This is a genomic window from Bacillus sp. bc15 (genome assembly GCF_900142585.1).
In the GTDB taxonomy this organism is placed as follows: Bacteria; Bacillota; Bacilli; order Bacillales; family Bacillaceae_G; genus Bacillus_A; species Bacillus_A cereus.
On record NZ_FRBJ01000003.1, the window covers coordinates 189394 to 208144 of the forward strand.

Genomic DNA, 18751 nt, shown 5'->3' on the forward strand with positions numbered 1-18751 from the left:
CCTTTTATAAAGCACGGCTAATAACAAGTTTCTGTATTTCACTTGTTCCTTCATATATTTGCGTGATTTTCGCATCCCGGAAAAATCGTTCTACTGGATATTCTTTCGTATAACCGTAACCACCAAATACTTGCACCGCCTCAATCGCGACTTCAACCGCTGTCTTAGAAGCAAATAATTTCGCAATAGATGCTTCTTTACCGCATGGTAATCCTTGTGCCCTAAGAGACGCCGCTCTATATACGAGTAACCTTGCCGCTTCGACACTTGTTGCCATATCTGCAAGCTTGAAGCCAATCCCTTGCTGCGCCGCAATTGGTTTCCCAAATTGTTCTCGTTCTTTTGCATAATCAATCGCACATGCAAGCGCCGCTTCAGCAATTCCGAACGCCTGTGCACCGATTCCAATTCGCCCAACATCTAAATTCGCCATCGCCACCTTGAATCCTTGTCCTTCTTCCCCAAGTAAATTCTCCGCTGGTACTTTCATATCTTCAAAAGTAAGTTGTACTGTACGAGAACCAAGGAGCCCCATCTTATGTTCATCTTTTCCGATGATTAAACCAGGTGTATCTTTCTCTACTATAAATGCAGAAATACCACTTTTTCCTGCCTCTGGATTTGTAGAAGCGAATACAATGTATGTACTTGCTTCACCACCATTTGTAATAAACACTTTTGATCCATTAATAATATAATGATCGCCTTTTTTGACAGCTCTTGATTTCAAACTCCCTGCATCTGATCCTGCATTTGGCTCTGTTAAAGCAAATGCGCCTAAATATTCCCCGGTTGCAAGTTTAGAAACATATTTTTTCTTCTGTTCTTCTGTTCCGAAATATAAAATCGGATTCATTCCAACTGACGTATGTACAGCTAAAATTACCCCAACTGTTGCACTTACCTTTGAGATTTCCTCAATGGCTAGAATATAAGAAATAAAATCCATTTCTGCCCCGCCGTATTTTGCAGGCGCTGGAATACCCATTAATCCAAGCTCACCCATCTTTTGCAAAATCTCTTTCGGGAACACCCCTTGTTCCATACTAGGAACAAAGGGAGCAATTTCCTTCTGTGCAAAATCCCGAACCATTTTCCTCATCATTTGCTGCTCTTCATTAAAACGAAAGTTCATATATTCCGCCTCCATTTGCTATATATCCTTTAAATAATTTGGTAAGACCACTATTTTGTAACAAAAGGGGCATTTATTCGTAAACGTAGAATCCACGACCTGTTTTACGCCCTAACCATCCTGCATTTACATACTTACGTAATAACGGACATGGGCGATATTTACTATCTCCTAATCCTTCATGCAACACTTCCATAATGTATAAACACGTATCTAAACCGATAAAATCAGCGAGTGTCAAAGGCCCCATCGGATGGTTCATACCAAGCTTCATGACCTCATCAATTGCTTCTTTCGTCGCTACACCTTCATATAACGTATAAATTGCTTCGTTAATCATCGGTAGCAAAATGCGGTTTGATACAAAACCTGGGAAATCATTTACTTCAACTGGTACTTTCCCAATTTTTTTCGTAATATCTTCAATTGCTTCATATACTGCATCATCTGTAGCCAAACCACGAATAATCTCAACAAGCTTCATAACTGGAACTGGATTCATAAAGTGCATGCCGATTACTTTTTCCGGACGCTTCGTTACCGCTGCAATTTCTGTAATTGGCAGAGATGACGTATTCGTCGCTAAAATTGCGTGTTCTGGAGCAATTTCATCTAGATTCGCAAAGATTTTCTTTTTAATATCCATTTTCTCAACAGCTGCTTCAATAATAAGATCCGCTTCTTTCACACAATCTAAATCAAGCGTTACTGTAAGACGATTTAATGTCGCTTCCTTCTCTTCTTCCTTCATGCGTCCTTTTTCTACTTGGCGCGCTAAGTTTTTCGTAATGATAGCCAATCCTCTATCTAATTGCTCTTGTTTTAAATCTTGTACCTTCACGTCATATCCTGCCATTGCACATACTTGTGCAATTCCTGATCCCATTTGCCCTGCACCAATTACAACAATGTTTTGTACACCCATTTTTTCTTCCCCCTTAATTGTTAATAAATTTTATACCCTCGAACTTTAATTAGTGAACTTCAATCATCACTGCGTCCCCTTGACCGCCACCGCTACAAATCGATGCAATTCCAATTCCGCCGCCGCGCTGCTTAAGTGCATGGATTAGCGTAACGATAATGCGCGCTCCGCTTGCTCCAATTGGATGGCCCATCGCTACCGCGCCGCCATTTACATTCAATTTTTCTGGATCAATTCCTGCGATTTCTGTACTTGCAATTGCTACCGCTGCAAATGCTTCATTAATCTCGAATAAATCGATGTCTTCAATTGTCTTTCCTGTTTTTTCAAGCAATGCGTTAATTGCATAACCTGGCGTTCTTGGGAAATCTTTAGATTCCACTGCAATTGCTGTATGCGCCAAAATTGTCGCTAATGGCTTTCTTCCTTCTTGCTTCGCTCTGTCTTCGCTCATTAACACAAGTGCGGCACCACCATCGTTTAGTCCTGGCGCATTACCAGCTGTCACTGCCGCTGTCTTATCAAATACAGGTTTTAACTTTGCTAACTTTTCAATCGTTGTATCTTCACGTGGCGCCTCATCCTTTGCAACGACAATAGGATCGCCTTTTCTTTGCGGGATCGTTACTGGCACGATCTCCTCTTCAAAACGTCCTTCTTTATGCGCTGAAACCGCACGCTGATGGCTACGATATGCCCATTCATCTTGTGCTTCGCGAGAAATTCCATCTTCCTTCGCAACTTCTCCGCCATAAACACCCATGTGTGTACCTGAAAATGCGCATGTTAAACCGTCAGCAACGTTTAAATCAATAACTTCGTTGTTGCCCATTCTGTATCCCCATCTTGCTCCGCGTAAAATGTAAGGACTGTTACTCATCGACTCCATACCGCCAGCTACAATCAGTGATTGATCGCCAGTACGAATAATTTGATCCGCTAACGTAACCGCACGAAGTCCTGATGCACAAACTTTATTCACTGTTTCCGTCTGCACTTCCCAAGGGATTCCAGCAGCCCTTGCAGCTTGACGCGATGGAATTTGCCCCTGTCCCCCCTGAATAACCGTTCCAAATATAACTTCTTCAACATCACTAGCCGCAACATTTGCTCTTTCAAGCGCTGCTTTAATTGCAATTCCTCCAAGTTCCGTCGCTTTTACATCTTTTAAAGATCCTCCAAATTTTCCAACTGGTGTTCTTGCAGCACTTAAAATAACTGTTTTACTCATGTTTCTTTCCCCCATTTCATTTTTTAACACTGAGCGCTCGCTCGGTATCCCTACGTTGAGAAGAGGTGCAATCATTGCACCTCTTTCTAAAGTTGTATACATTCTTATAAACTACATCGCTTCTTTTTTCTGTCCGATAACAGATCGTTCTAAAATCTCTGTCACATCAAGAGTTTGAACTTTCTCTTCTACCTCTTTCGCTTTCGTTCCATCACTGATCATCGTTAAGCAATATGGACAACCTGTACCGATAATGGATGGCTGTACAGCTAATGCTTGTTCTGTACGAGCAACGTTAATACGAGAACCTGTTGTTTCTTCCATCCACATTAAGCCACCACCTGCGCCACAGCACATTCCAGTTTCACGGTTACGTGCCATTTCTACAAGATTCACTCCAGGAATCGCTTTCAAAATGTCACGTGGCGCTTCGTACACTTCGTTGTATCTTCCTAAATAACAGGAATCATGGTACGTAACTGTTTCTTCAATAGCGTGAACAGGCTTTAAGCGCCCTTCTTTCACCCACTGAGCTAACAATTCTGTATGATGATAGACTTCTGCTTGCAAGCCAAAGTCCGGATACTCATTTTTAAATGTGTTATAAGCATGAGGATCAATCGTAACGATTTTCTTCACTCCTGCCTTTTCAAATTCTTCGATATTCTTTGTCGCCATCTCTTGGAATACAAATTCATTTCCAAGGCGGCGTGGTGTATCTCCAGAATTCTTTTCTTTATTACCGAGAATTGCGAATGAAATGCCTGCTTCGTTCATTAACTTCGCAAACGATATCGCAATCTTCTGACTACGATTGTCGTATGATCCCATTGAACCAACCCAGAATAAATACTCGAATTCCTCCCCAGCTTTTGATTTTTCTTTTACAGTTGGAACTGTTACTTCGTCATCACCTTGGCGCCATGTTTCACGCTCTTTACGGTTCAGACCCCACGGATTCCCTTGACGCTCGATATTTGTCATCGCGCGTTGTGCTTCCGCGTCCATTTTTCCTTCTGTTAAAACGAGATATCGACGTAAATCAATAATTTTGTCAACATGCTCATTCATAACTGGACATTGATCTTCACAGTTACGACACGTTGTACATGCCCAAATCTCTTCTTCTGTAATAACATCTCCGATTAAACTCGGATCGTAAGCGAGAGTTGTAGCCGCTGATTCTTGTTGTCCTTTTCCAGCTGCCATCATCGCTAACTGATTTCCTTGTGTATTATTGAAGGCAACTACTGGAACCCACGGTGCTTTTGATGTTACCGCAGCTCCTTTATCAGTTAAATGATCACGAAGTTTTAAAATTAAGTCCATCGGCGATAACATTTTTCCTGTTCCTGTTGCCGGACACATATTTGTACAACGACCACACTCTACACAAGCGTATAAGTCAATAAGTTGATTTTGTCTAAAATCTTCAATTTTACCAACACCAAATGTTTCTTGCGTTTCATCTTCAAAATCAATCTTTTCAAGCTTCCCTGGGTTTGAAAGACGACCGAAGAATACATTAGCTGGTCCCGCAATTAAATGCGCATGTTTTGATTGTGGAACATAGACTAAAAACGTTAACAAAATTAGTAAATGCACCCACCAAGAAAAATAGAACACTGAAATGGCTACGGTTTCATTTATCCCGCTAAAAACGTAAGCGATTGCAGAAGCGATTGGTTCACTCCATGAAAGCTCCTCGCCATGCCATATAAGTCCCATACCGTTACCAAGTAGCACAGAAATCATTAAGCCACCGATAAAGATAAGAACAAGACCTGATTTGAAGTTACGTTTTAAACGAACAAGCTTTTCTACATAACGTCTATGAAAAGCCCAAAATACTGCAATTAAAATAACAAGTGTGACAATTTCCTGGAAGAATGTAAATGCAGGGTATAGTGGTCCAAGTGGAAGATGTGATCCTGGTGCGAGTCCTTTCCAAACGAAGTCAATTGCTCCAAATTGGACAAGAATAAATCCGTAAAAGAACATAACGTGAATGATGCCGCTTTTCTTATCTTTCAGCAGCTTTTTCTGACCGAAAACATTGACCTTAAGGAGATCCCAACGCTCTTTAAAACGACGGTCAAATTCAATTTTTTTTCCTAATTGTATGTAGGCCATTCTCGTCCGTATAAGATATACAAACAAATATCCTGCATAAGCAATAACAGCAATGGCAGCCAGCCAATTAATGATCAGTAAGCTATTCATTTTTATGCTACCCCTCTCTTTGTAAGCCCTTTTTCTTTTTGAATCTTCAAAAATATATAATTTTCTGAATTATATCCCCTATCCCCATTATATAATGAGTGAGCATTCAGTCAACAGTTTTTTGTTATAGAACAACACATTTTTTCATAAAGCTGTTTATTTCGGTGAAACTATAAAGTGAAACTTTAATCAGTGCAACATACTATCATCTGATGAAATTTATAATAACAGCCGTACTACCCATATCATTTGTAACACACTGAAGGTGAAAAGAATGCAAAGGAGGGAATTCACTGATGCTCTACTTATCTCTTTTGTTAATATCCGTTGCTCTTTGGATTACAATTGACCTTTCATACGGGCGACTTCTTCATTTAAAACGAGTAAGCTCTCGCACTTTCCCTTTACGTCAAAGTGATTTTCACCTTTATACATACGGGAAAGATTTATATGACGCTTTATTTACTGATATAAAACAAGCACAGCACCATATTCATATTTTATTCTTCATTGTAAAAAATGATAAAATCAGTCGTGAATTTTTAAAATTGCTGATTGATAAGGCTCAGGAAGGAATTGAAGTACGACTTTTACTTGATCGATTTGGCAGCCATTCTTTATCAAACGAAGCTATTCGCTCCCTGCAAAAACATGGTATATCTTTTTCATTTTGTCATAAGGTAAAATTTCCTCTACCTTTCTTTTCTGCTAATCAAAGAAATCATAGAAAAATTACAGTGATTGATGGGAAAACCGGCTATATCGGGGGATTTAATATTGGCGAAGAGTATCTAGGGCATAATGAACACTTAGGATTATGGCGAGACTATCATTTACGTCTTACAGGAGAAGGGGTTCAAGATTTACAAAAGCAATTTTTGCATGATTGGTTTGATGATACGAAACAGAATTTATTGGATGCTTCTCTTTATTTTCCAAAACAACAACCAGGTACCATCCTGCATCAATTTATTCCGACTGATGGTGCTTATTTACAGCATACTTTTTTACATTTAATTAACGCGGCAAAAAAAGAAATCTGTATCGGTACACCATATTTCATTCCTGGAAAAAAAATTATGAATGCCTTATTAAAAGCAAGAGAAAGAGGGGTTCAAATCACAATTCTTGTTCCAGAAAAAGCTGATCACCCTCTCGTTCGGGAAGCAAAATTCCCGTACTGCCGAAAATTAATACAGGCTGGTTGCAATATTTATGCATTTCAACAAGGGTTTTTTCACGCAAAAATTATTATAGTGGACGATAATATTTGTGATATCGGAACGGCAAACTTTGATATGAGAAGTTTATATATTAATCATGAAATAAACTGCCTGTTATATAATAAACATTTCATTCAAACAGTAAAAAATAAATTCCATGAAGATCTAGAGAATGCATCCGTACTTTCCTATAGCGATGTAAACCCGCCTTCTCTTATCGATAGAGGAAAGGAATGGATTGGAACAATGTTTGCTTTCTTTTTATAGGAAAGACAATGAATAAAAGAGGTGTATCTAATATGATTATACGGTTTGGATATGTCTCACATGCAATGGCACTCTGGGACTGTTCTCCTGCCAAAACAATGACGTTTACAAGCTTTAAGAAACTTAGCAAGCAAGAACGAGAAGACAAACTGTACCATGTTATAAGGCAAAATTTAGAGCACACAATACGTATCCTTCATTACAATATAGCACATGAAATCCCACTATATCGCCTATCGTCTTCCATCGTCCCACTTGCAACACATCCCGAAGTCGAGTTTGACTATATTGGGGTATTCACACCACTTTGGCATAAAATAGGGGCTTTAATTAAAGAACACAATTTACGAATAAGTTTTCATCCGAATCAATTTACGCTATTTACAAGCGACAAACCACATATTACTACTAACGCTATTACGGATATGACTTATCATTATAAAATATTGGATGCTATAGGCATTGCAGATTCTTCTTACATTAATATTCATGTAGGTGGAGCCTATGGAAATAAAGAAAAGGCAATTGAGCGCTTCCATGAAAACATAAAAAAACTTCCTACACATATAAAAAAACAAATGACTCTTGAAAATGATGATAAAACCTATACAACCGCTGAAACTTTATCCATTTGCCAAAAAGAAAATATTCCATTTGTATTTGATTATCATCATCATATGGCCAATCTTTGCGAGGAACCACTAGAAGAGTTGCTTCCTGCAATTTTTGAAACTTGGTCACATACAAATATCTCTCCTAAAGTTCACATTTCCTCCCCGAGATCGGAAAAAGAATTTAGGGCTCATGCTGAATATATCGATTTAGAGTTTATTAAGCCTTTCTTACACATTGCAAAAAAACACAATCATAATTTCGATATTATGATTGAAAGTAAGCAAAAAGACTTAGCACTATTCCAATTAATAGATGAACTTTCTGCTATAAGAGGAATTAAAAGAATAAGTGGTGCAATGTTACAGTGGTAAATTGTAACTTTGCACCATTTTTTCAAAAAAGTAATTTTTATAGTAAAAAACATTCTGTTTTATATGCTATTATTTAAATTAGCATTTTCTCCCCGAGATTCAACTTTATTGAAACGGAGTCATAATATGATTAATCAAAAAAAGTATATACAATCTGTCATAATATACATATTTATATTTGCTCTTTGGATATTCCTTATACCAAATGAGTCGAATATAAAAGAAATCGGGATTCTTTTCTTATTCTGTTTCGCTGCACTTTTTTCTTGCTATTGCTTATGTAAAGCGATTAGAAAAATGACGCATGGTGATAAATTATTTTGGATTTTATTATTATGTACTTGTCTATGCGGGTTAGCTATGGAAATAACTTTATTTCTTCCTTCACTTTCTATTCATAAGCAAGTTATATTCTCATATAAAGCATTACCTTTTTTTATCATACAATATGTTTTACTCTTTGTTGGATTTGCTATAAAGTTTATAAAAATTTACTCTATTAAGGGTCTTGCTCAATTTTCATTCGATAGCATCTTTATTGTTATTATGAACATTTATTTCACTTTAACTTTTATCTTGGACCTTTCAAGCTTCCGTATGTTAACAAAGGAAACTTGGATTTTAATTGGCTATTTTATTGCACAATCATTAGTAATTTACGCCGTTATTAGTCTTTATAGAAGAGAACAATATTCTTCTAGTAGAATCGCATTAATTATCGGTTTCACTATTATACTCGTATACGGTTACATTCATCTGTTTCAATTAAATTTTGGGATGAAAACTTCTCCTGAATTTAATTATTTAATACACACTGCTTCTATTTTATTAATTGGACTTTCTTCCATACTATATATCTTGGATAAACCAATGCAACATGAAACGAAAGCAAAATATTATCGATTCGATTATGTACGTTTTATACTACCTTATTTTAGTATAATTATTACTTTTTCCTTTATTATCATTCAACCTTGGGATGATAAATTTATGTTAATTGGTCTCGTATTATCACTTATTTTGTTATTCTTGCGGCAACTTTACATGTGGAAAGATAATCAAGCACTAATCCTTACATATGAACAGTTGACTACACAACTAGAGGACGAAGTTGAAGAAGGTGCATTTGCATTATCAAAAAGTGAACAACGCTATAAGTCTTTATTCGAAGATCATCCCGATGCCGTTTTCTCTTTAAATATGAATGGCATTTTTCAACAATCTAATAAGGCATGCGAAAGCTTATTTACTGCCTATTATTGTGAAGTAGCAAGCTATTCTCTGGTACACTTCATTGATTCAAAAGACCACGAACTACTAAAGAAGGCTTTACAAATTACAAAGGAAGGTAGGCCACAAACGTTAGAAGTTCGTACAAAAGAACAAGAAGGCTATTATTATTATCTTCATATTACACTTATCCCTACTTTTATAAACAAAGAAGTGGTCGGAATGTTTGGGATAGCGCGTGATATTACAACTTTATATGAAAAACAAAAACAAGTAGAGCATTTAGCCTTTCACGATGCACTTACTGGATTACCAAATCGCCGAAAGTTCGAAAAAGATTTAAAAGCCATTTTAAATACAGCCCAAACTAACGCAAATGATGTTGCCGTCATATTCCTTGATTTAGATCGATTTAAAAAAATTAACGATAGACTTGGTCATGACGTCGGAGATTTATTATTAATTGAAGTAGCAAAAAGATTACGCGGTTGCTTGCGTTCAAAAGATATCGTCGCTCGCCAAGGTGGAGATGAGTTTACAATTCTATTACCAGAAATGTACTCAGAAAAAAGTGCAATTTTTATAGCTGAACAGATTTTAACTATTTTAAACAAACCATTCTTCATTCAAGGCGAAGAACTCTCTATTACACCAAGTATCGGAATTGCGATGTACCCTGATTATGGAACTAATGTAAATGAGTTAATGAAAAATGCTGATATGGCTATGTACCGTGCGAAAGCAAATGGAAAAAACAGATTTGTTTTCTTCTCAAAAGAAATGAGTATCGCTCAAAATGAAATTCAATTCTTAGAAGGTGAACTTTCAAAAGCATTACAACAAAATGAATTTTTCCTTGAATACCAGCCACAAGTAAGCACAAAAACAAAACAAATTATCGGTTTTGAAGCATTAATACGTTGGAAGCATCCAAAACTCGGTATCGTATCTCCGGCCCAATTTATCCCTCTAGCAGAGGAAACTGGTTTTATTATTGAACTTGGCAATTGGATTTTACGTACTGCCTGCTTAGAGGCAAAAAGATGGCATAATCAAGGTTTTTCTCACTTAAAAGTTGGTGTAAATTTATCTGTTGTTCAATTTAACCATGCAGATTTAATCCCAACTATTTCAAAGGTGTTGGAAGAAACAGAACTGAAACCAGAAGCACTAGATATTGAAATTACGGAAAGCATCGCAATTAATCAAAATCAATCTGTAGTTTCAAAACTAGAACAACTTCAAAATCTCGGTATTCAAATTTCAATCGACGACTTTGGAACTGGTTATAGTTCTTTAGCTTATTTAACAAAATACCCAATCAACACATTAAAAATCGCTCGAGAGTTTATTTGTGGAATTACAACTAGTCCTTTAGAAGAAGCAATTGTCTCTTCCATTATTACACTATCAAAAGAACTAAATTTAAAAGTGATTGCAGAAGGTGTAGAAACAGCAGAAGAATGGGAATTTTTACATAAACAAAATTGTGATCACATTCAAGGATTCTTTATTAGCAAACCTGTTTCTAGTAAAGACGTTTGGATGTTACTCCATAAAAAAACAACCGTCTAAATAAGGCGGTTGTTTTTTAAAACTCAAAAGGTAAATCTGCAGCTACTTGTACCTCTTGATCATTATGAGAAATTATTTGACTTTTCTCTAATGCTGTATCACCTAATGAAATACCCCATGCCATTGCTAACGTTAATAAACTACCAATAAGTAATTTCTTCATATTCCATCACCCACATTTTTTACTTTTAATATATCATGAAAATTTATTCACATTGTATGCAATTATGCATATCCACTTTTTAGGTTATTTATCTGCTGATTTTATTTACAAGCGCTTCTTTATATGCATGCATTTCTAATATATCAAAAAAGAAACTTGCCTTCTTATATGCATCTTCAATCTCTGCCTCTTCATACTCCAACTTCCTTAGGCATTCACCTCTTTGATAATATAGCTGTCCAATTAATGCCATACTATTAATTCGGCATGATATTTCAATCGCTTTATTTACTTGATAAAGTGATTCTTCATATCGACTATCTAAGTATAATGCTTTTGCATGATTATACCTTACCTTTACGTCAAATTCTTCATTATCATGCAATGCCTCTAATTGTTTTAATATTTGTTCAAATAAATCAATACCCTTCTTCAAATAGCCATTTTCAGCATAAATGTTTGCAATTGCGTTTTCAATATAAAGATTCTGATATACATCTATTCCTGTCAATTGTTGATTAAGCAATTTCTTTAATTCTAAAATACAATATTCGTAATCGACTTTTTTCAATACGTAAGCAGCTACATAATATTGCCATTGAAGAAATTGCTGGAATTCAGGATGATATTCTTCCTTTTTCAGCTCATTCCATACTTTATTATAAATTTCTTTATATCTTTTTTGCTTACAAAGCATAATGATTTGATCTTTAAACTGTTTTTTTCTTTCAATATCAGAATAAATGAGTACCTCATAAAAATGAATAATGGGAACTTGTAATTTTGCTGCGATACCTTGCAATATATCCATACTTGGGTATACCGCGCCCGATTCAATTCGACTTACTTCCGATTGATGACATATGTTCTCGGATAACTGTTTCTGTGTTAATCCTCTCATCACCCTAATTTTCTTAATTTCACTTCCTAATTTTTCTGCGTGCATACTTACTCACCATCCCATTAGAACAATCTAATTTTTTGAGTTGTCATACCACTACAATAATGTGAATTCGACAATTTTTGATATGAAATAATGCATAATATATATAAAATTCGGCAAATTTTTCATACAATTCATCTCACATACAATAATAGATTAGGAGTGTTATAGATGAATTATAGAAAACTTGCTAGTGCTTTCGTTACATTCGGTCTTCTTTGCCCTTTATCAACAGAAGCTATTCATGCTCAAGAATTAGACAAAGGTGCAGTCAAAGTTGAAATTGCTCAGCCTGGTTTAACAATCGGTAAATTAACACAACCTCAAAATGATACGAAAGAAAATATTGCTAAAAAGTATTTAAAAGGTGAGGTAAATGGGGCGAAAGCTCAACAAGAACAAGTCACTACTGAAAAAAATGTAGATTTCCAACCTACAAATAAAGAAACCAAAGAAAATCAAACCGAAGTTCGCCTTGCACAAACATATAAAAACTATAAAGTATATGGCCAAGATCTCATTGTAAAAGTAGATAAAAATGGAGTAATCACAACTGTTAGTGGTAAAGTTGTTCAAAATTTGAATCAACAACCTAATCTTACTATAACAAATTTTTTGTCGAAAAATGAAGTAAAATCTAAATTACGCGATATAGTTCAAATTCCAAGTGATGCAGTTGAGACAGAATTCTCTAGCGAAACCGTTGTTTATAAGAAAAAAGATGGCTATTATACATTCGCAACTGTTATTACATTTACTTATGAAAACAATGAACAAATTATAAACGGCAATGCTATAGTTGATTTAAAAACTGGCGAAGTACTTTTCCAAGAAAAATTCATTAAAAACAAAGAGAATAAGACTATAAATCAAGTAACATCACCTAGATTATCCCCCGCAAGTGAGCAAGGAACTGGGAAAAATGCACTTCAAGAAAACATCTCTTTCAATATTGCCAAAGGAACTGATGGAAAATTTTATTTAGCGGATTTATCACGCGGAAATGGTATTTATATTTATAATGCAAACTACGCCGATTCCCTCGGGGGATATAGTCAAGCTGGTTATCCAGGGACACTAATTTCAAGTAGTACTCCTAATTTTGCAGATAAAGAAGCCGCGGGCGCTATGAAGAACATGAGTGATATTTACGATTACTTTAAGAAAGAACATAATCTAAAAAGTTACGACAATAAAGATTCAAAAGTTGTTGCTAGTGTACACGGTTTTGATTCTACTGAAGTTAGTGATGGTGTAAAAGAAGACTATGTAAATGCATTTTGGCATCCCGCTTGGAACCAAATGGTATTTGGTGATGGTTTAGACGGAAAACTAACATCCGCTCTTGATGTAACAGCTCATGAATTTGGACATGCTGTATTTAGTGGCACGACGAAAAATAAAGTCGTGAGATATCCAAGCGCTGAAACATCTGCACTAAACGAGGGATTAGCGGATTTCTGGGGTACACAAATCGAATATTACGTAAAGAAAGATAAAGGAAACTGGATTATGGGCGATACATTAGGTGGCCTAACAATTCGTGATATCCCAAGGGAAATTGGTGACGGCGGTCATAAATTATATACAAATTTACAAGATTTCTATAACGATGGTAATAATCAAGAATCACACGTGAATTCTGGTATTATCAGTCACGTATTATATCAATTAGCTGAAGGTAAAACATATAACGGTGTTGCTGTTCAAAAGCAAGGAAATGAAAAAGTAAGTAAAGTTGTTATGCGTACATTGCAAAATTATGCAACTTCCGCTGAAGACTTTGAATCACTTCAATCTCACATCGTACAAGCTGCAAAAGATTTATATGGCACTGCCGTATCAAATGAATTTGCAAAGGCATTTGAAGCACATGGTTACAAGTCGTTACAAAAAGTAAATAAGGTAATAGAAGTACAATAACAAAGAAGAAGAAGTTTACTCCTCTTAGGTAAACTTCTTCTTATATCCAACCCTTTTCTTCCGCAATTGTAATTGCCTCAATTCTATTTTTCGCATCCAGCTTCGTTAATACTTCAGAAATATAATTACGTACTGTACCCGGTGAAAGATAAAGTGCCTTCGCAATTTCGTTTGCCGTCTTTCCTTCTTTCGCAAGCAACAATACTTCCTTTTCGCGATCTGACAACGGATTTTGCTCCTGCCATAGACCGAACATTAACTCTTGGGAGACCTCTCGTTTCCCCTTCATTACATTACGAATTGCTGCTGCTAAATCTTCACTTGGGCTATCTTTTAATAAATAGCCGTGCACGCCAGCTTTCATTGCTCTTTCAAAATATCCTGGCCGTGCAAATGTTGTTAAAATCATAACTTTACATGGTGATTTTTCTTTCTTTAACGCTTCAGCAACATCTAATCCACTTTGAATTGGCATTTCAATATCCATAATACTGATATCCGGTTTTAACGATTCAATTAATTTTAGCGCCTCTTCCCCGTTTGCCGCTTGCCCAATTACTTCGATATCATCTTCTAGATCAAGTAAGGCACCTAATGCACCACGAAGCATCCGTTGATCTTCTGCAATAATAATTCGAATCATGCCCTCACCTCATCTTTTCCTGTTCTAATAACAACTGGAACTTTTACTGTTAACAACGTCCCTGGATTGATTGTACCTAGTTCAACAAATCCATCAATAAGAGCAATTCGTTCTTTCATGCCGCGGATACCATTTCCATCATGATTTTGATCTGTTAAACCAATTCCGTTATCTTCTACTTTCAAAATCAGCTCACCTTGCGATTCTAATACAGAAACTGCACACCGCTTTGCCTTACTATGTTTTACAACATTTGTAACGGCCTCACGTAAACACATCCCGACAATATTTTGTTCAATTGGTGATAACGAGCTCGAGCTTGCTTCTTGCCTCACTTCTAATTCAATATTAGCTGCTTGTAAGATTGCCTTTATTTGCTCTAGCTCTTCTTCTACCGTAATCATACGCATATCAGAAATTAATTCTCTCAGCTGCTTTAAGGCTGTACGAGACGTTTGTGTAATTTCCTTCGCTTCCACACTTGCACGCTCTGGATTTTTCACAATTAACTTCTCTACAAGCTGGCTTTTCAAAGTAATAAGAGATAACGTATGCCCTAATGTGTCATGAAGATCTCTCGCAATCCGCTGCCGTTCTTCACGTTTTACTAAGTCTTTAATTTGCTCGTTTGCTTCGTTTAATTGATTTCTTAATATCTTTTTTTGATTAAAATTGCGCATCCCAAAAGGCGCAACAAGCATTAAAATAAGCATCGGTACAGTATTTATAAAGCTTGTAAATGAAAAACCCGCACCATATACAAATGTTATAAGTGTTACAACTAATAATCCCAATAGTATTCGAAACATTTTTTTCGTAGGTGCGAATGCTATGGCATTTGATGTGAAAAAACATAAAAAAATAAGATACGGACTATAAAAAAAACTAAATAACAAGGCTATAACCATTTGCATACAAGCCCACATCGCGAACATTTTTGTAACAAAATACAGCTGCCGGTATGCTAATACAAAAAGAATTAGCATACCAGTCCCAAACATTAACCTTAAGCCCTCCTCTTGTACAAGTGCATAAATCGGAAACGCTAAATACACAAGCCACATATACGGAAAGAACCCCATATGTTTCGGAAAAACCTCAATCCTCTTTTTCTCTATCATTTATACCGCTTCCTGTCTTTTTCTTATATATATTGATACTACAACAAATATAAGGAAATAACCTCCTAATACCGCGATATTTTCCCATCCAATTGATTTTCCAGCTACAATATCCCACGCACCACTTCCGAAATGGTATGTCGGTGTCCACTCACCAATCGTTCTTAATATTTTGGGGAATACTTCAATCGGCATCCATAACCCGCCAACTATAGCTAAACTCATATTTAAAATATTTGCTAAGCCAGCAGCTGCGTCCGCCTTCTTAATGGAACCTATTACTGTTCCTAATGCTAAAAATGGTGTTACCCCTAACAATAACCATAGCCCCGCACCAATCCATTGCCCTACCGTTAACTCAACATGATTAATTAGTATCCCTGCAATAAAGATAACTAATATTGAAAAAGCATTTACTACTGTTTGAGCGATAATTTTTGCTGTTAAATATGCTCCCTCTGGAAGCGGTGTAATTTTTAGAAGATGTGTCCACCCTTGCCCTCTTTCCTGAGAAAGTCTCACACCGAAACTAAAGAGTGCAGTCCCTACAATGCTGAAAGTTGCCATCGAAATTAAATAGTGTGCCTTCCACGCATCTCCGTTTTGTGGTACTTGAACAACATTTGTAAAAATGTAGTAAAACATAACAGGCATTAATAATGAGAAAAAAACAAATAATTTATTGCGGAATGTACGTAAAATTTCTATTTTGCATTGCATCCATAACGCTCTCATGCGATTTCCCCCTTCTGATTTGCGACAAACTGTTCAAATGCCTCATCAAGGCTTCCACGTTCAACTGAAACATCTGTTACAGGTAAACTCCTTTGATAAATGGCTTTTAAAGTTGCATCCGTATCCTCCGTTGTTAAAATGAAGCGTCCTTCGTTTGACTTTACTTCTGTTACATTTGGTAATTCCTTTAGTAATTTTGTAGGAATGCTTTCCTTCGAATAAAATGTGATTGTTTTTCTCGAAATCGTTGCTTTCATTTCGTCTGGTGTACCATCTGCGATAATCTTTCCGTTCGCAAATAATAAGATACGATTTGCTAAAGCATCTGCTTCTTCTAAATAATGCGTCGTTAAAATAATCGTTTTCCCTTCACTTGCTAACTTTCGAATCGTTTCCCAAAACGTTCTTCGAGACGTAATATCCATTCCGACTGTCGGCTCATCTAAAAATAACAAATCTGGATTTCCCGCAAGTGCAAGCGCAAAGTTTAACCTTCTTTTTTGCCCACCTGATAACTTCTCACATCTTTGCTTTCGCTCTGATTCTAAATTTGATAACTGCAGTAACGTTTCTTTCGCTATAGGATTCGTATAATAACTACGGAATAACTCAATTGCCTCTTCCACCGTAATACTATCAATGACACTTACTTCTTGCAGCATCGCACCGAGGCTATTACGAACATCTCTATGCTTTGGACTCTTTCCAAATATAAAGACCTTACCTTCTGTTGGGTCCTTTAATCCAAGCATCATCGACATCGTCGTTGTTTTCCCCGCACCATTCGGACCAAGTAACGCTACTATTTCCCCTTTATTTACATGAAATGAAACATTATTTACTGCGTTTTTATGTTTAAATGTTTTAGAAACACCATTTACTTCAATAATCTTTTCCATCTCTCCACCCCCGCTGTTTCTTATATTTACATTGTATTACTTGGAAAACTTAGGAAACAGTATGATGCGTCATGACATCGATATGACAATTGTCATGTATTCTTTATGAGAGGAATCAACCCGCATACCGCAAGCGAGTAGCAGGACGAAAATAAACATGATACAATCGGATAAGATATATATTCGAGGAAGGACAGTGGTTTTCATGATTATTCGTAATGAACAAGATTTAGAAGGCTTACGAAAAATCGGCCGCATCGTTGCGCTTGCACGTGAAGAAATGAAAAAACAAGCGAAGCCAGGTATGACAACGAAAGAGCTTGATTTGATCGGTAAAAAAGTATTAGATGAGCATGGTGCTATTTCTGCACCTGAAAAAGAATATGATTTTCCAGGTGTAACTTGCATTAGTGTAAATGAAGAAGTTGCTCATGGTATTCCAGGAGATCGTGTATTAAAAGAAGGCGATTTAGTAAACGTCGATGTATCTGCTGCACTTGATGGCTATTATGCTGATACAGGTATTTCATTTGTACTTGGAGAAGACGAGGCAAAAGAAAAGCTTTGCCAAGCAGCGGTTGATGCATTTTGGGCAGCAATGAAAAAGGTTAAAGCTGGCTCAAAACAAAATCAAATTGGTCGTGCTGTTTCAAACTTCGCACATAAAAGTGGATACAATGTTATTCAAAACTTAACTGGTCACGGCATTGGTCTTAGCTTACATGAAGCACCAAATCACATTTTAAGCTACTATGATCCAATGGATAATACGCTTCTAAAAGACGGTCTTGTTATCGCTGTAGAACCGTTCATATCTATGAAAGCTGATCATATTATTGAGCGTGGTGACGACGGTTGGACATTCATTACACCTGATAAAAGTCTTGTTGCACAATGTGAACATACCGTTGTCGTAACACGCGGCGAACCAATAATCTTAACAGAAATCTAATATAAAAAAACGGCTGTTTTGTAGATTTATTCCACATAAAACAGCCGTTTTTTAATTTTGGGAAAATATGTGAACTATTGTTGAACTCTTTATCATTTAAGTATATAATCTTTAGCGGAGGTTACTTAAGCTTATCTTTACTAAAAAGATATTGTAGCTAAGGAGGAAAACACCTTCTTTTTTATTGTTTAAACAGTCTCAAAAATGACCGTAGTAACGGGTTAGTCGAATATTCTGTAATCCTTATATTCCTCTAACAATGTAAGAAACTATCGTCTTTCAACTTCGGTCCACTAATCGTACAACTCTCTTTAGACAAAATAGATGACTATTTTCAAAGTACATATTGTCTTCATTCTGACCAAAAACAACCCTATCTAGCTTTTTATCTCCACATAACTTTAAGGCAAAAATAAGCCTTCACAAAGGGATACACTACCTTGGTTAGTATGTATCGTAAAACTTACCTTTATAACCATTCTTTTTTACTAGATATACATGAAAACTATCTCACATATAAAGGTCTGATATCATTCTTTATATCAGTATTTTTTTCGACATTTTTTGTCGAATTGTG

The 18751-nt window shown here is 36.2% G+C and carries 15 protein-coding genes; 5 read left to right on the top strand and 10 right to left on the bottom strand.

What is annotated here, in order from left to right; translation table 11 throughout:
* Positions 1 to 4 precede the first annotated feature (4 nt).
* The 4 genes from BUA87_RS14750 to BUA87_RS14765 form a co-directional block, all read right to left on the bottom strand.
* Positions 5 to 1135 (bottom strand): acyl-CoA dehydrogenase, encoded by a 1131-nt coding sequence (locus BUA87_RS14750; RefSeq protein ID WP_072940115.1) that lies wholly within the window; start codon positions 1133 to 1135, stop codon positions 5 to 7.
* 73 nt (positions 1136 to 1208) lie between these two features.
* On the bottom strand, positions 1209 to 2060 hold the full coding sequence (locus BUA87_RS14755) for a 3-hydroxybutyryl-CoA dehydrogenase (RefSeq protein WP_000538874.1): 852 nt from the start codon (positions 2058 to 2060) through the stop codon (positions 1209 to 1211).
* Between the two features lie 49 nt (positions 2061 to 2109).
* Positions 2110 to 3393: an acetyl-CoA C-acetyltransferase gene (locus BUA87_RS14760; protein ID WP_025118040.1), complete on the bottom strand. Its 1284-nt coding sequence runs from the start codon at positions 3391 to 3393 to the stop codon at positions 2110 to 2112.
* Positions 3394 to 3402: 9 nt separating this feature from the next.
* Complete coding sequence (locus BUA87_RS14765; protein WP_001086772.1) at positions 3403 to 5514, bottom strand: (Fe-S)-binding protein; 2112 nt, start codon at positions 5512 to 5514, stop codon at positions 3403 to 3405.
* Positions 5515 to 5810: 296 nt separating this feature from the next.
* Between BUA87_RS14765 and cls the strand changes: the two genes are divergently transcribed.
* The 3 genes from cls to BUA87_RS14780 all read left to right on the top strand — a co-directional run bounded on the left by cls (position 5811) and on the right by BUA87_RS14780 (position 10795).
* Positions 5811 to 7004 (top strand): cardiolipin synthase, encoded by a 1194-nt coding sequence (gene cls, locus BUA87_RS14770; protein WP_000966415.1) that lies wholly within the window; start codon positions 5811 to 5813, stop codon positions 7002 to 7004.
* Between the two features lie 32 nt (positions 7005 to 7036).
* Complete coding sequence (gene uvsE, locus BUA87_RS14775) at positions 7037 to 7990, top strand: UV DNA damage repair endonuclease UvsE (RefSeq protein ID WP_002094209.1); 954 nt, start codon at positions 7037 to 7039, stop codon at positions 7988 to 7990.
* Positions 7991 to 8116: 126 nt separating this feature from the next.
* The gene (locus BUA87_RS14780; protein ID WP_072940118.1) at positions 8117 to 10795 is read left to right on the top strand and encodes a DUF4084 domain-containing protein; all 2679 of its coding nucleotides are present in this window, start codon (positions 8117 to 8119) and stop codon (positions 10793 to 10795) included.
* A gap of 16 nt (positions 10796 to 10811) precedes the next feature.
* On the opposite strand, the gene BUA87_RS14785 is transcribed toward BUA87_RS14780, so the two are convergent.
* Positions 10812 to 10958 (bottom strand): quorum-sensing peptide PapR, encoded by a 147-nt coding sequence (locus tag BUA87_RS14785; RefSeq protein WP_016079631.1) that lies wholly within the window; start codon positions 10956 to 10958, stop codon positions 10812 to 10814.
* A gap of 88 nt (positions 10959 to 11046) precedes the next feature.
* Positions 11047 to 11904, bottom strand: coding sequence for a helix-turn-helix domain-containing protein (locus BUA87_RS14790; protein ID WP_071713932.1), 858 nt, complete (start codon positions 11902 to 11904; stop codon positions 11047 to 11049).
* A gap of 168 nt (positions 11905 to 12072) precedes the next feature.
* On the opposite strand from BUA87_RS14790, the gene BUA87_RS14795 reads away from it, so the two are divergent.
* A complete protein-coding gene (locus BUA87_RS14795) occupies positions 12073 to 13824 on the top strand; it encodes a M4 family metallopeptidase (protein WP_071713931.1) in 1752 nt (583 codons plus the stop codon).
* A gap of 40 nt (positions 13825 to 13864) precedes the next feature.
* On the opposite strand, the gene BUA87_RS14800 is transcribed toward BUA87_RS14795, so the two are convergent.
* The 4 genes from BUA87_RS14800 to BUA87_RS14815 are packed head-to-tail and all read right to left on the bottom strand — an operon-like array spanning position 13865 to position 17222.
* Entirely contained in the window at positions 13865 to 14467 is a 603-nt protein-coding gene (locus BUA87_RS14800; protein ID WP_000619243.1) for a response regulator transcription factor, read from the bottom strand.
* Entirely contained in the window at positions 14464 to 15588 is a 1125-nt protein-coding gene (locus BUA87_RS14805; RefSeq protein WP_071713930.1) for a sensor histidine kinase, read from the bottom strand. The genes BUA87_RS14800 and BUA87_RS14805 overlap by 4 nt, the downstream gene beginning before the upstream one ends.
* Entirely contained in the window at positions 15589 to 16323 is a 735-nt protein-coding gene (locus BUA87_RS14810; protein WP_001202435.1) for an ABC transporter permease, read from the bottom strand. It lies immediately after the preceding gene.
* A complete protein-coding gene (locus BUA87_RS14815; protein WP_071713929.1) occupies positions 16320 to 17222 on the bottom strand; it encodes an ABC transporter ATP-binding protein in 903 nt (300 codons plus the stop codon). Before BUA87_RS14815 ends, BUA87_RS14810 begins: the two co-directional genes overlap by 4 nt.
* A gap of 157 nt (positions 17223 to 17379) precedes the next feature.
* Here BUA87_RS14815 and map point away from each other — a divergent pair, with 157 nt between their 5' ends.
* Complete coding sequence (map, locus tag BUA87_RS14820; protein ID WP_002083543.1) at positions 17380 to 18174, top strand: type I methionyl aminopeptidase; 795 nt, start codon at positions 17380 to 17382, stop codon at positions 18172 to 18174.
* Positions 18175 to 18751: the final 577 nt, after the last annotated feature.

Excerpts from the sequence above, each read along its gene's own strand:
- BUA87_RS14760 (WP_025118040.1), bottom strand. The coding sequence starts at position 3,393 with ATGTATACAACTTTAGAAAGAGGTGCAATGATTGCACCTCTTCTCAAC.
- map (WP_002083543.1), top strand. The coding sequence starts at position 17,380 with ATGATACAATCGGATAAGATATATATTCGAGGAAGGACAGTGGTTTTC.
- BUA87_RS14805 (WP_071713930.1), bottom strand. The coding sequence starts at position 15,588 with ATGATAGAGAAAAAGAGGATTGAGGTTTTTCCGAAACATATGGGGTTC.
- cls (WP_000966415.1), top strand. The coding sequence starts at position 5,811 with ATGCTCTACTTATCTCTTTTGTTAATATCCGTTGCTCTTTGGATTACA.
- BUA87_RS14750 (WP_072940115.1), bottom strand. The coding sequence starts at position 1,135 with ATGAACTTTCGTTTTAATGAAGAGCAGCAAATGATGAGGAAAATGGTT.
- BUA87_RS14765 (WP_001086772.1), bottom strand. The coding sequence starts at position 5,514 with ATGAATAGCTTACTGATCATTAATTGGCTGGCTGCCATTGCTGTTATT.
- BUA87_RS14810 (WP_001202435.1), bottom strand. The coding sequence starts at position 16,323 with ATGAGAGCGTTATGGATGCAATGCAAAATAGAAATTTTACGTACATTC.
- uvsE (WP_002094209.1), top strand. The coding sequence starts at position 7,037 with ATGATTATACGGTTTGGATATGTCTCACATGCAATGGCACTCTGGGAC.
- BUA87_RS14785 (WP_016079631.1), bottom strand. The coding sequence starts at position 10,958 with ATGAAGAAATTACTTATTGGTAGTTTATTAACGTTAGCAATGGCATGG.
- BUA87_RS14755 (WP_000538874.1), bottom strand. The coding sequence starts at position 2,060 with ATGGGTGTACAAAACATTGTTGTAATTGGTGCAGGGCAAATGGGATCA.
- BUA87_RS14780 (WP_072940118.1), top strand. The coding sequence starts at position 8,117 with ATGATTAATCAAAAAAAGTATATACAATCTGTCATAATATACATATTT.
- BUA87_RS14800 (WP_000619243.1), bottom strand. The coding sequence starts at position 14,467 with ATGATTCGAATTATTATTGCAGAAGATCAACGGATGCTTCGTGGTGCA.
- BUA87_RS14795 (WP_071713931.1), top strand. The coding sequence starts at position 12,073 with ATGAATTATAGAAAACTTGCTAGTGCTTTCGTTACATTCGGTCTTCTT.
- BUA87_RS14790 (WP_071713932.1), bottom strand. The coding sequence starts at position 11,904 with ATGCACGCAGAAAAATTAGGAAGTGAAATTAAGAAAATTAGGGTGATG.
- BUA87_RS14815 (WP_071713929.1), bottom strand. The coding sequence starts at position 17,222 with ATGGAAAAGATTATTGAAGTAAATGGTGTTTCTAAAACATTTAAACAT.